The organism is Alcaligenes nematophilus, assembly GCF_026344155.1.
Taxonomy (GTDB): domain Bacteria; phylum Pseudomonadota; class Gammaproteobacteria; order Burkholderiales; family Burkholderiaceae_B; genus Alcaligenes; species Alcaligenes phenolicus.
Genome location: NZ_JAPKMZ010000006.1, coordinates 138,070 through 150,882, shown reverse-complemented (window position 1 = coordinate 150,882; position 12,813 = coordinate 138,070). Strand labels below are relative to the sequence as shown.

Below are 12,813 nucleotides of genomic sequence, written 5' to 3'. Positions count from 1 at the left end.
CCAGCTAATTAGCGGCTGGCAGCAATCGCGTCGCGTGCCTTCTTCACCAAGTCTTCACCGATGGTCTTGGTCCATTTCTCGACCACGCCTTCGGTTGCCTTGGCAAAGGCAGCGTGCTGCTCAGGCGTCAGGCTGGTGACCTTCACACCGTGGCTTTCGATTTCTTTGAGCAAGGTAGGATCTTCCGCCGTGATGCCGGTACGGGCAATCACGATTTCACGCTTACCAGCTTCAATAGCGGCTTCACGCACGATCTTCTGGTCTTCCTCACTCCAGGATTTCCACACGTCGCGGTTCACCACAAATACCAGTGGGTCAGACACGTAGTTCCACAGGGTCAGGTACTGCTGCTGCACGTCGTACAGCTTGGCACCGGCGTAAATGGACAGGGGGTTTTCCTGACCGTCTACGGCCTTATTAGCCAGTGCGGGTTGTGCATCTGCCCAGCTCATTTGCGTGGGGTTGGCACCCAGGGCGCTGAAGGTGTCCATGTACAGCGGCGAACCGACCACGCGCAGTTTCAGGCCCTTCATGTCTTCAGGCTTGGTCACTTCGTGCTTGGAGTTGCTGAGCTGACGGAAACCGTTTTCACCCCAGGCCAGAGGCACCACACCGGCTTTCTCGATGTAGCCGAACAGGTCCTTGCCCACTTCGCCGTTGATCAAAGCGTCGGTGGCTTTGGCATCCGGTTGCAGGAATGGCAGGGAGAACAGGTTCAGCTGCTTGATCTGGGGGGACCAGTTGATGGTCGAGCCCACGGCCATATCAATCATGCCTTGGCGAATGGCGGTGAACTCGCGTGTCTGGTCGCCTTGTACCAGCGAGGTGCCGGGGTAGATCTTGATATTGATGCGGCCATCGGTACGCTCGCGCACCAGGTCGGACCAGATCACCGCCCCTTGGCCCCAAGGGAAAGTGGTACCCACCACGATGGACAGCTTGTACTCGGATTTGTAGGCGGCTTGGGCAGCGGGAACCACGGCCAGGGTGGCGGCTGTACATGCCAGAGTGGCCAGAATGTGACGTAATTTCATGGGTCAGGTCTCCCTTTCTATGAGTTGTGTTTCAGTCTTGTGGTTTTAGTTAAAGCCTAGGTAGCGCGGCAGCCACAGGGCAATCTCGGGTTCAGCGATAACGAGCAGCATGGTCGAGCCCATGCCCAGCAGCAGCCAGCCTACCCAACGCAGGGTGCTTTCCATGGGGACGCCCGCGATACGGCAGGCGACCATCAGGTTGACGGCGACTGGCGGAGTGAACTGGCCCAGAGCCACGTTCAAGGTCAGCAGGACCCCGAACCAGACGGGGTGCCAGCCAAAGTTGTAGGCAATCGGCATGAATAGCGGCACGAAGATCAGGAAGATCGAAATGCCATCCAGGAACATGCCCAGCACAATCAGCATGACAATCATCAGCGCCAGAATGCCGTACTCGCCCAGACCGGAATTGATGATGGCATTGGTGACGGGGTCAATAATGCTCAGGGTGGACAGCGCCCAGGCAAAAATACCGGCCAATGCCACAACCATCATGATGACGGCTGATAATTCGGCGGCTTCCCGCAGGATCAAGAAAAGATCGCGGAACTTGATGGTGCGATGGATGACCATGCCCACGAACAGGCCGTAGAACACGGCCACTACAGCGGCCTCAGTAGGGGTGAACAGGCCCAGGCGCATCCCACCCAGAATGATGACAGGCGCAATCAGGCCCCAGGCGGCTTCTCGCAGGCTGCGCCAGAATGGTGGACGTGGCAGCTCGGCCTCGGCCAATCCCAGCTTGTGACGGCGCGATAGCCAGATGGCCGGAATAATCAGGCCAATCCCCGCCAGAATGCCGGGGAACATACCGGCCGCAAACAGCGCAGGTACGGAGGCCTCGGGCACCAGCACCGAGTAAATAATGAAGGCGATGGAGGGGGGAATCAGAATGTCGGTGGCTGCACCCGCTCCCACAATACTGGCCGCAAAAGGACCGGGATAGCCCGCACGTTTCATCGCGCCGATCATGACCGCGCCCACGGCGGCCGCGCAGGCCGGGCCGGAACCGGAAATGCCACCCAGGAACATGGCCACGCCGATGGCAACGACGGGCAGCATGCCAGGGCCGCGGCCAACCAGCGCTACCGCAAAGTTCACCAGACGGCTGGCTACGCCCGAGCGGTCAAAGATCGAGCCCACCAGCACGAACATGGGAATGGCCAGCAAGGGGTATTTGGCCAGACCGGCATAAAAGCTTTGTGGCACGGCCATCAGGCCAAACCAGTGCGTATCCAGGTTGGACATCAAAATCGCAAAGGCACCACCTATACCCAGGGACACGCCCACCGGCACGCCCACCAGCATCAGGCCGATGAAGATGACAAACAGCAAGGTTGCAATCATGATTTAGCCTGCCAACGACGCACCCACATGCCCAGCAAACGCAGGCTCAGGGTAGTAGACAGGATGGGCAGCCACATGCTGTACCACCAGGTCGGGACACCAATGGAGGGCGAGGTATCGCCCCACTCGAACTCGTCCAGGGCCATGCGGCCGGACAGAATGGCCATGCCGACAAAGAACAGCAGGCTCATGCCAATGCCAAACAGGGCCAGGCGGCGTTGACGACGCACCGTGCCCGCATCGGCAAAGACTTCAATACGAATGTGCAAGTGGCGCACACAGGCGCTGGCACCGGCATTCATGGTCAGGACCACCAGCAGGAAGATGGAGATTTCCTCGGTCCAGGCAAAGGAGCTATCGGTCAGATAGCGCACAAACACGTTGGCAAAGGTAATTAAAGCCAGGGCCGCCATGATCAGGACCGAAGCCCAGTCTTCTATTTGCAAAGGAATACGCAGGCCGGATTCGGCGGGCGAGGCGGCGTGATTATCAGGTGTATCTGTAGAACTTGAATCCATGAGGTCTGTCAGATTTGGCAATAAAGCTACATGCTAGCGGTCAAAGACGGGGCTGGCAGTGAGTAATTTCCCCCGGTGCAATAGCACCCGCGGGCCATCATTGGCCTGGGGAGAGACGATAGGGATGGGGGCGAGGGCACACGCAATATGGGGGTTGGTGCTTCGCCTAGCTGATGAGGTCTGAAACCTGGCCCGGCACGACAGATGGGCCTGTGTGTGGCGCTCTGAGAGGCCCGACAGGGGTGTTGCCGGGCTTGCTGTGCGGGTGATTAGCAAGGGTGCAGGCTGCCGGTGAGGCAGCCTGGGCTAATGCAAGCTGGGGGACAGCTTACTCTTTTTTACGGTCCTTTTTCCCTTTTTTGCCTTCTTTGTCCTTTTTGGAAGGCTTTTTGTCTTTATTTTTATCCTTGTTTTTGGCTTTTTCTTTTTTCTTCTTTTTGCTCTTCTTATCCTTTTTGCCTTTCTCGCTTGAGGATTCTTTATCGCTATCCGCGTCCTCATCTTTATCCTGATCGGACTCGCCCTTTTCTGCTTGCTTAATGGCAGTGGCCTTCAGATCAGCGGCTTTTTGTTTGGATGAAACCGGCGTTTTGCGGGCCTGTTCCATTTCCGCATCCAATTCTGCGGCCACTTCGCGTAGCTCGTCGGCAACAGCCTGGGAGCGATCTGATTGCAGGGCAATCATGGTGCCACGGCACTGGGGAGCGCCACACAGGCAGCGGTAGTTCTGCTTGAGCTCCTCGGTAATTTCATCGTCGATGACCAGCGAGTAGTCATACAAAAGCTCTTCCCCGGCAGGAATATCGCGCATGGCCACAATAAAGACGCGCGAGCCATCGGCGTTCTCGTGACCTTCACAGTTGGGGGCGCAAGAGTGGTTGATCCAGCGTGAATCATTGCCTCCCTGACCACCGTCCACAATTTTGCCATTGCTCAGTGCAAAGAAAAAAGTGTGGAAAGGCTCATCCGGATTGACGGGGAACAAGGCATCGGCCTGTTCCGGCGTAAGCCGCTTGCCAGCATATTGCAGGATGCGCGTTCCGGCTGGAATATCGCGTAGCGCAAAGACGCCATTGCCATGCAGTTTGGATGGTTTAACGACGTGCCAGGGTTGGCGTTGAGTGACCATGGGGAATCAGCCTGTAAAAGGGGATAAACTGGACGGCGATCTCTATCTTACAAAACATGCAGGGCTACGCAACCATGTCACTTGAAACGACCGCCCACAACGGCGCGCAAATCTTGCTCGAAACCTTGATCGCTCAGGGTGTAGATACCATTTTTGGTTATCCTGGCGGAGCGGTGTTACCGCTCTATGATGCTCTTCATGCCCAACCGCGAATTCGTCATATTTTGGTTCGTCACGAGCAAGCTGCCGTACATGCGGCCGAAGGCTATGCCCGCAGCACCGGCAAACCTGGCGTGGTGCTGGTGACATCAGGCCCCGGTATGGCCAATACCACCTCCGGTTTGCTCGATGCCTTGTGTGATTCTATTCCTGTCCTGTGTATTAGTGGTCAAGTAGCGACCACCGCAATTGGTACCGCCGCTTTCCAGGAGTGCGATGCGATTGGCATTTCCCGCCCTGTGACCAAGTGGAATGCCCAGGTTCGTCGTATTGAAGACGTGGCCTCCCTGACGGCCAAGGCCTTGCGCCTGTGTACCCAGGGCCGCCCCGGTCCGGTGCTGCTGGACTTCCCCAAAGATATTCAGATCGCCACCCTGCCCGCTGCCAGCAGCGACGCGCCGGCCCAGGACGAGGCTGACAGCCTCTTGGCTCCTGCCGCTCCGGCCTCTGCCCAGGAAGCGGCGATCAAACGTGCCGCCGCCATGATTGCGCACGCTCGCCGCCCCGTGTTTTACGGTGGTGGTGGCCTGATCAACTCCGGGGCCGATGCCAGCCACGCCTTCACCAGCCTGGTTCAGGAAACTGGTGCACCTTGCACACTGACCTTGATGGGCCTGGGTGCCTACCCTGCACGTGATGAGCAGTTCGTGGGCATGTTGGGCATGCACGGCACGCTGGAAGCCAACTTGGCCATGCACCATGCGGATCTGATTATCTGTGTGGGCGCTCGCTTCGACGACCGCATTACCGGCCGTCTGTCCGATTTCTGCCCCCATGCCAGCAAGATTCATATTGATATCGACCCCGGTTCCATCGACAAGGTGGTGCGTGCTGATGTGGCTCTGGTGGGTGATTGCTATCCCCTACTGCGTGCCCTGCGCAAAGAGCTGTCGCATCACGAATTGCCCGAAGGTCGCTTGAATGATTGGTGGCAGCGCATTGGCGTGTGGCGTGCTCAAGAGTGCTTGAAAGTGACGCCTCATAGCGACGCCATCTTGCCGCAGCACTTGCTGCAACGTCTGGACGCGCATCTGGAAGGCCGTGATGCCATCGTCTCTACCGATGTGGGCCAGCACCAGATGTGGGCTGCGCAGTACATCAAGTTTGATCGTCCTCGCCGTTGGCTGACTTCGGGTGGAGCCGGCACTATGGGTTACGGCGTGCCGGCCGCTTTTGGGGCGCAGATTGCGCATCCGGACAAGCTGGTAGTGTGCGTCAGTGGTGATGCTTCGGTGCTGATGAATATTCAGGAACTGGCCAGCGCTGTGCAGCATCGCACGCCGATCAAGGTGATTCTGTGCAATAACCGCCACATGGGCATGGTGCGCCAGTGGCAAGAGCTGATTCACGATGGTCGTTACAGCCACAGCTATAACGAAGCCATGCCGGATTTTGTGGCCTTGTCGCGCGCCTTTGGTTGGGAAGCCGAACGCGTGGAACATCCCGATCAGCTGGATGCGGCGCTGGAGCGTTGTCTGGCCCACGATGGCCCGTTCTTTCTGAACGTGGAAGTGCTGGCGCTGGAAAACTGTTTCCCCATGATGCCAGCGGGCTATGGCCATCAACAGGTCATGTTGTCCGAAGATAACTGGTACGTAGAAGAATAAGGTGCCCGGCTGGGACACAGGCGTAAAAACCCCTATGTCCCAGCCCGAGCACTACGCATTAAATACACTGATCCATTCAGACAGGAGGGGCATGCATGATGTACCGTCACATGAAGAACCGTCTTTTGGCCGCAGGTTTGATGCTGGGCTTGGGCCTGGCGGCGGGAGCGGCCACGGCCCAGACTTCCTTGAAGCTGGCTTACGCTTTGTCCACCAGCTCTCACTATGGTGCGGGTGCAAAAGCCTTTGCCAGTGCCTTGGAAAAGGACGGCAACTACACCATCGAGGCCTTTCCCAACAGCGCCTTGGGCGGCGAGCGCGAAGTTATTGAAGGCTTGCAACTGGGCACGATTGATCTGGCGATTGTGTCTACCGGCGCAACCCTGAACTTTGTGCCCAAGACTGGCGTGTTCGATATTCCTTTCCTGTTCCGCGACCTGCAACATGCCCGTCATGTGCTTGATGGCAAGATCGGTCAGGACATGCTGGCTGAATTTCCCAAACGCGGAATTGTGGCGCTGGCCTGGGGCGAGCAAGGTTTCCGTCACCTGACCAATAATGTGCGTCCTGTCACCACCCCAGCTGATGCCAAGGGCCTGAAGATACGCACCACAGAGAACCCCATTCATATTGCCGCTTTCCGTGAAATCGGCATTCTGGCTACGCCTATGGCCTGGCCGGAAGTGGCGACCGCCCTGCAACAAGGCACCATCGACGGCCAGGAAAATCCCTTGTCCGTGATTGTGTCGGCCAAGCTGCCGCAGCTGCAAAAGTACCTGTCGCTGACGGCTCACGTGTATGGCCCGGCCTTGGTGCTGATGTCTCCGGCGGTGTATGACGGCCTGTCCGATCAGGACAAGCAGTTGATGAAAGATGCCGGCGTAACGGCTGCCCAGGCCATGCGTGACTACGTGGACGATATCGAGAAAACCGGCGTGGATGCCGTCAAGGCCGAAGGCATGCAGGTCAATACCGTTGACCATGCCGCGTTTGCCAAAGCGGTAGAGCCTGTCTATCCCCAGTACTACAAACAGTTCGGCCAGGAACTGGTCGAATCTATCCGTCAGACTCAGTAAACGGCATTCATCATGAAAGCTCTGTTGTCCGTTCTGGATAAGGGCCTGTTTCGTCTGGTGTCCTGGGTGACGCAGTTGCTGCTGCTCTCGGCAGTGGCGGCTGCGTTCTATCAAGTGATCGCTCGTTTCGTGCTCCAGTCGCCCGCCGACTGGAGCGAGGCCTGGTCACGTGCCGCTCTGATCTGGACAGTCATGCTGGGTCTGTGTCTGGCCTTGCGTCAGGGTGCCATGCTAAGCGTGGATGTGCTGCGGCTCTGGGTCGGAAAGCGGACGCAGCATTGGCTGGATGTGGCCGTGCTGATTACGTGTCTGGCTTTCTTCGGCCTGTTGACCTGGGTCGGCATTCAAATGACCTGGCGGGTGCGGTTTCAGACCATGCCTAGTCTGGAGTGGTCCATTTCCTGGGTGTATATCGCGATCCCGATTGGTGCCGTGCTGGCCATTTTGGGCCTGTTGGCCCGTTGGCTGGAGAAACCAGCGCCTGCTGTGGTCGATAACACGCAGCTCTAATTCAAGACCTGATTCCGTGCCTGTAAAGCACCACCGAACTCTGGATGCCCTACGGGCATCTGTTTAGACCGGAGACCGTATCGTGTCCCAGATCATGCTTGTGTCCATGCTGCTGTTTTTTGTATTGACGGTGCCCGTGGCGATTGCCGTGGGGCTGGCCAATATGGCGGGAGTAGCCTGGGAGGGGCGCATGACTTTTCTGGTCATCGCCCAGCAGTTGTATGCAGCTCTGGACAAGTACCCCCTGGTGGCGGTGCCCTTCTTCATTCTGGCAGGCAACCTGATGGAGTCGGGCGGCATGTCCAACCGTATGGTGGAGTTTGCCAAAAGCCTGGTGGGTGGTGTTCAAGGGGGCCTGGCTTGTAGCTGTGTGCTGACCTGCATGATTTTTGCGGCAGTGGCCGGTTCCAGTGTGGCAACCACTTTTGCGGTCGGGGCAATTCTGATCCCTGCCATGGTCCGGCATGGCTACCCGGCACCGTTCGCGGCATCCTTGCAGGCTTCAGCGGCGGAATTAGGGGTGATCATCCCGCCGTCCATTCCCATGATTCTGTTTGCCGTATCCACGGACACGTCGGTAGGCGAGCTGTTCGTTGCGGGGATTGGTCCAGGCTTGCTGATCGGCGGCGCCTTGATGCTTTATGTGTGGCTGTATGCACGTCGCCATGGTCTGGGTTTGCAGGACGGCGTGGGTCGTTTGGGTGTCTGGACGGCATTCCGTCAGGCGTGGCTGGCCTTGTTGATGCCGGTGATTATTCTCGGCGGGATTTACGGGGGTATTTTCACGCCTACCGAGGCTTCGGCGGTGGCGGTAGTCTATGCCTTGATCGTGAGCATGTTTGTCTACCGCAGCGTTAAATGGGGCGACCTGTCCAAGGTGCTGCATCGTTCCGTGGTGTCCACGGCGGTCATCATGTTCATCATCGCCAATGCGGGTGTGTTTGGTTTCCTGCTCAATCGCACCGGCATTCCGGCTGCCATGGGGATCTGGCTGGGGGAGTTGTTCAGCAGCCCCATGATGTTCTTGCTGGGTGTGAACGCGGCCTTGTTTGTGGTGGGAATGTTCGTCGAAACGTCGGCCTCGATTGTGGTGTTGGCTCCGCTCTTGCTGCCGGTAGCCATGCAGTTTGGCATTGATCCGGCGCACTTTGGCATCATCATGGTAGTCAATCTGGCCTTGGGGATGGTGACACCGCCCTTTGGTGTGAACCTGTTTGCGGCTTGTTCAGTGGCCGGGATTTCTCTGGAAAAACTGATACGTCCACTGCTGCCTTTTGTAGTCGTCATCCTGGCTTGCTTGATGCTGATCAGCTATGTGCCAGAAGTCAGTTTGTGGGCGCGAGACCTGGTGTACCGTTGATGAATCGTCTGCTTTCCTGAGCGCTGTTCATGAGCTATTTCCTCCTGTTGTTGGTTCACCTTCTGGCTGCGATTTTTTTTATCGGCACTGTGTTTTTCGAGGTGCTGATGTTGTCGCCTTTGGCGCGTCAGGTTTCCCGCCCATCGATGCGGGAGTTCGAGTATGCCTTGGGGCGGCGGGCGCGCCGCATCATGCCTTGGGTTCTGTTGTTGCTCTATGGTGCGGGCTTGAGTCTGGCCTGGCAGCATCGTGCCTTGTTTGAGGTCGGCGGTGCTCGTGCCTGGATACTGGGTGTAAAGATCACCCTGGCGCTAAGCGTATTTGGGCACTTTCTATCTGTAATGGTGATGAGCCGACGCAAGACCATGACAGCGCGGCGATCACGGATTATTCACCTTAGTGTTTTTGCACACGTGCTGCTGATTGTGGTGCTAGCTAAGGCTTTGTTTTATTTGCCGCTTTAGTTGCGGTTTTGATGCTGCTGCATTGTTGGTTAGAAGGGTTTTGGGCTTCGGAGTAGTGCTTGGGACGGAGTTTGGCATAGGAGAGGTGATTAAAAGCCAGGCTCGAGTCCGTGGGGCGCTGGGGGTGGGCTGAGCACTTGCCGGTGCTGCGCACCGGTGCCCTAGTCAGGAGATAGCGCAGGGCGCATCCTGAACTCGCACGATGGTTTGTCCACCGGACAAACCATAAGCGTCGTGCTCAAACAGCAGGATGCTTGTACCCCTGCGCTATCTCCTGCCCGCGGCAAGTACTCTGACCCGCCCACCCCCAGCGCCCCACGGCCTCGAGCCTTCACACCGTTTTAATACCTCGGCCTTGCAACACTGTTTCGGTTGGGTTTGCATTGGCTGTGGCTGCGTGCTATGCACTATGTGTTGTTGTTGTTTACTTTTCGATGCTTATGTTTGGTTAGCAGCCTATGTTTCGGTCGTTTCTTTATGTCATGTCCAGGGGCATACATAAGTATTTGGGTGGAATTGAGGTCATAAGGGTAAGAAGCCTTACAGCTTCTGGGCAAAGAACTATTGTGAGCCGTTCAGGGACCGGGTTTGGGTCTCGGGGCGGTTCAGAGTACTTGCCGCAGGCGAGTGCGGGATCCGGGATGCAAGCGCCCTGCTGTTTGAGCCCGACGTTTGTGGTTTGTCCGGGGGACAAACCACCGGGCGAGTTCAGGGTGCGCCCGGATCCTGTACTCGACAAGGGAACCGGTGCGCAGCACCGGCAAGTGCTCAGCCCGGAGACCCAAACCCGGTCCCTGAATGGCGTTTTCACAGAGACTCTCTTCCCCAGCCTGCAAGCCCTACACGACTACCCATAAAAAAAAGGCCCCCCAAAAAAGGGAGGCCATTTCTTCCAACCAAGCCGAGCTTTTTACTCCGCCTTGCTGGCCGTCTTTTTAACAGCTGTTTTTTTAGCTGCCGTCTTCTTGGCCGCCGTCTTCTTCACTGCTGTCTTTTTAGCCGCTGCTTTAGTGGCCGTTTTCTTGGCGGCTGATTTGCGTCCTGGCTTCTCTGGACGAGGTTCGAACTCAAAGCCGATCTTGCCGTCTGCCTGACGCACCAGGAAGGCCTTGAACTTGCGGTTGGTACGCGAGGACACGAAACCATCCAGCAGGTCTGTCTTGCCTTCGCCCAACAGCTTGGCCATCTGTTCGCGGGTAATTTCCTGCTGCAAAATCACCTTGCCGCTACGGAAGTCGCAGCTCTTGGATGGGCCGACCGACTTCTCGCACAAGTAACGCAAGCCGTGCTCAAAGACCGGGGACTGGCACTTGGGGCAGGGGCCGACCGGGGTCTGGCCGCTGAAATCCAGGGCTTCGTCATCATCGTCGTCGTTCTGGCCGAAGTCGAACTCCAGCTTGTACTCGTCGGTAATGCGTAAAAGTGCCGCAAAGGGACGACCCATCTTGCTGATGAAACCGGGCAGTGGGCCCAGTTCTTTCTTGGCCAACAGCTCTTCAACTTCAGGCAGCTCAAAGGTGCGACCACCGGGGTGCTTGCCGATAGAGAAATCGCAAGCCGTGCAGGCATAACGACGGTAATTTTCTTTGACCACGCCACCACATTTAGGGCATGGCGTCTGCAAGGTCGCGTAATCGCCCGGAACCGTGTCGCGTTCGTACTCTTTCGCGCGCTTAACGATAACTTGCGTCATCTGCGCGATTTCACGCATGAACACGTCCCGATCCAGCTGACGTTGCTCGATCTGCTTGAGCTGGTGCTCCCACTCGCCAGTCAGTTCGGGCGAAGTCAGTTCGCTCACGCCCAGACCGGACAATAAAGTCATCAGCTGACGTGCCTTGGCGCTAGGCACCAGCTCGCGGCCTTCACGACGCAAGTAGGCTTCGTTCAGCAGACCTTCAATAATGGCAGCACGAGTGGCTGGTGTACCTAGACCGCGCTCGGACATGGCTTCGCGCAAGGCTTCGTCATCTACCAGCTTGCCGGCGCTTTCCATGGCCGACAGCAGGGTCGCTTCCGTAAAGCGTGCAGGTGGCTTGGTCGCCAGCGCTTTGGTGTTTACATCTTCAGTGCGAACCTTCTCGCCGTCAGCAACCGGCACCAGGGACGCATCTTCACCTTGGGCATCGCGGCCGTAAATAGCCAACCAGCCCGGTTTGACCAGCACTTTGCCTTCCGTCTTGAAGTGGTGACCGGACACCTGCGTAATACGCGTGGTGACGCGGAATTCCGCAGCCGGGAAGAACACGGCCAGGAAGCGACGGCTGATCAGCTCGTAAATCTTGTGTTCGGCATCGCTCAGCTCCCGAGGCACCTGCAAGGTAGGGATGATGGCGAAGTGATCCGAAACCTTCTTGTTGTCGAAAATCCGACGGTTGGGCTTGACCCATTTCTGCTCGACCACTTCCTGCGCAAACGGTTGCACCGAAGCGCTGGCAGGCGTGCCGCTGTCAGCCAGCGCACGCATGGTTTCTTGCACTGTACTTATATAGTCTTCAGGCAGATAGCGCGAATCGGTACGGGGGTAAGTCAGCGCCTTGTGGCGTTCGTATAGCGTCTGCGCCAAGGACAAGGTGGTCTTGGCAGAGAAGCCGAAGCGCGAGTTGGCTTCGCGTTGCAGCGAGGTCAAATCAAACAAGGCGGGCGACATCTGCGTGCTGGGCTTGGATTCCTCGGTGACTACGCCGGGTTGCTCGCGGCACGCGGCCACAATGGTTTGGGCCGCCGTCAGGGACCACAGACGCGAGTCTTTTTTCTCGGGGTCATGCTCGTCTTTGACGAACTTGGGATCGAACCAGCGGCCGGTGTACAGGCCTGCAGCGGCAATAAAGTCCGCATGTACTTCCCAGTAATCGCGCGACACGAACTGGCGAATGCGGTTCTCGCGCTCGTTCACGATAGCCAGCGTGGGGGTTTGCACACGGCCCACGGGAGTCTTGAAAAAGCCGCCATCCTTGCTGTTGAAGGCCGTCATGGCACGGGTGCCGTTAATGCCCACCAGCCAGTCCGCTTCGGCGCGCGAACGGGCCGCCGCTTCCAGCGGTTTCATGTCTTCATCGTCGCGCAGGTTTTCAAATGCTTCACGGATCGCCGATTGTGTCATCGAACGTAACCAAAGCCTTTGCACCGGTTTTTTCGCTCCAGCGTACTGCATAATGTAGCGAAAAATCAGCTCACCCTCGCGCCCCGCGTCACAGGCATTAATAACAGCGGTGACATCTTTTCGTTTGATCAGCTTGACCAGCAGTTTCAAGCGCTCAGTCGATTTCTTGTCAGTCGGGTTGAGCTCAAACTGAGGGGGAATAACAGGTAGATGTGTGAAGCTCCACTTGCCGCGGACCGGATCATTAGGGGCCACCAGGCCCAGCAGATGGCCGATGCTGGAGGCCAGCACATAGCGATCGCTTTCGAAATAATCACCTTCTCGAGTGAAACCGCCCAATGCCCGCGAGATATCTACGGCGACTGAAGGTTTCTCGGCAATGATTAGTGTTTTATCCATATGATTCCAGTGACAGCAACTGCGCTGCAATGCGCGAAATGATACGA

At 57.4% G+C, this 12,813-nt stretch carries 10 protein-coding genes; 5 read left to right on the top strand and 5 right to left on the bottom strand.

Annotated elements, in window-relative coordinates; translation table 11 throughout:
• Positions 1-8: 8 nt before the first annotated feature.
• The 4 genes from OSH04_RS16245 to OSH04_RS16230 all read right to left on the bottom strand — a co-directional run bounded on the left by OSH04_RS16245 (position 9) and on the right by OSH04_RS16230 (position 4,028).
• Entirely contained in the window at positions 9-1,034 is a 1,026-nt protein-coding gene (locus tag OSH04_RS16245; RefSeq protein ID WP_035269299.1) for a DctP family TRAP transporter solute-binding subunit, read from the bottom strand.
• 45 nt (positions 1,035-1,079) lie between these two features.
• Positions 1,080-2,381 (bottom strand): TRAP transporter large permease, encoded by a 1,302-nt coding sequence (locus OSH04_RS16240; RefSeq protein ID WP_035269297.1) that lies wholly within the window; start codon positions 2,379-2,381, stop codon positions 1,080-1,082.
• A complete protein-coding gene (locus OSH04_RS16235) occupies positions 2,378-2,899 on the bottom strand; it encodes a TRAP transporter small permease (RefSeq protein WP_060186573.1) in 522 nt (173 codons plus the stop codon). Before OSH04_RS16235 ends, OSH04_RS16240 begins: the two co-directional genes overlap by 4 nt.
• A gap of 328 nt (positions 2,900-3,227) precedes the next feature.
• A complete protein-coding gene (locus tag OSH04_RS16230) occupies positions 3,228-4,028 on the bottom strand; it encodes an SET domain-containing protein (RefSeq protein ID WP_035269291.1) in 801 nt (266 codons plus the stop codon).
• Positions 4,029-4,084: 56 nt separating this feature from the next.
• Here OSH04_RS16230 and ilvB point away from each other — a divergent pair, with 56 nt between their 5' ends.
• From ilvB to OSH04_RS16205, 5 genes are all read left to right on the top strand, one after another.
• Entirely contained in the window at positions 4,085-5,854 is a 1,770-nt protein-coding gene (gene ilvB / locus OSH04_RS16225) for a biosynthetic-type acetolactate synthase large subunit (RefSeq protein WP_060186572.1), read from the top strand.
• A gap of 110 nt (positions 5,855-5,964) precedes the next feature.
• Positions 5,965-6,930, top strand: coding sequence for a TRAP transporter substrate-binding protein (locus OSH04_RS16220; RefSeq protein WP_035269947.1), 966 nt, complete (start codon positions 5,965-5,967; stop codon positions 6,928-6,930).
• Between the two features lie 12 nt (positions 6,931-6,942).
• The gene (locus OSH04_RS16215; protein ID WP_009463607.1) at positions 6,943-7,440 is read left to right on the top strand and encodes a TRAP transporter small permease; all 498 of its coding nucleotides are present in this window, start codon (positions 6,943-6,945) and stop codon (positions 7,438-7,440) included.
• Positions 7,441-7,522: 82 nt separating this feature from the next.
• Positions 7,523-8,800, top strand: coding sequence for a TRAP transporter large permease (locus OSH04_RS16210; protein WP_083055207.1), 1,278 nt, complete (start codon positions 7,523-7,525; stop codon positions 8,798-8,800).
• Positions 8,801-8,829: 29 nt separating this feature from the next.
• Positions 8,830-9,264 (top strand): CopD family copper resistance protein, encoded by a 435-nt coding sequence (locus tag OSH04_RS16205; RefSeq protein ID WP_009463604.1) that lies wholly within the window; start codon positions 8,830-8,832, stop codon positions 9,262-9,264.
• A 910-nt stretch (positions 9,265-10,174) separates the two neighbouring features.
• Here the strand turns inward: OSH04_RS16205 and OSH04_RS16200 are convergent.
• The gene (locus tag OSH04_RS16200; protein WP_266108852.1) at positions 10,175-12,766 is read right to left on the bottom strand and encodes a DNA topoisomerase III; all 2,592 of its coding nucleotides are present in this window, start codon (positions 12,764-12,766) and stop codon (positions 10,175-10,177) included.
• Positions 12,767-12,813: the final 47 nt, after the last annotated feature.

Excerpts from the sequence above, each read along its gene's own strand:
- OSH04_RS16205 (WP_009463604.1), top strand. The coding sequence starts at position 8,830 with ATGAGCTATTTCCTCCTGTTGTTGGTTCACCTTCTGGCTGCGATTTTT.
- ilvB (WP_060186572.1), top strand. The coding sequence starts at position 4,085 with ATGCAGGGCTACGCAACCATGTCACTTGAAACGACCGCCCACAACGGC.
- OSH04_RS16245 (WP_035269299.1), bottom strand. The coding sequence starts at position 1,034 with ATGAAATTACGTCACATTCTGGCCACTCTGGCATGTACAGCCGCCACC.
- OSH04_RS16200 (WP_266108852.1), bottom strand. The coding sequence starts at position 12,766 with ATGGATAAAACACTAATCATTGCCGAGAAACCTTCAGTCGCCGTAGAT.
- OSH04_RS16220 (WP_035269947.1), top strand. The coding sequence starts at position 5,965 with ATGAAGAACCGTCTTTTGGCCGCAGGTTTGATGCTGGGCTTGGGCCTG.
- OSH04_RS16230 (WP_035269291.1), bottom strand. The coding sequence starts at position 4,028 with ATGGTCACTCAACGCCAACCCTGGCACGTCGTTAAACCATCCAAACTG.
- OSH04_RS16235 (WP_060186573.1), bottom strand. The coding sequence starts at position 2,899 with ATGGATTCAAGTTCTACAGATACACCTGATAATCACGCCGCCTCGCCC.
- OSH04_RS16215 (WP_009463607.1), top strand. The coding sequence starts at position 6,943 with ATGAAAGCTCTGTTGTCCGTTCTGGATAAGGGCCTGTTTCGTCTGGTG.
- OSH04_RS16240 (WP_035269297.1), bottom strand. The coding sequence starts at position 2,381 with ATGATTGCAACCTTGCTGTTTGTCATCTTCATCGGCCTGATGCTGGTG.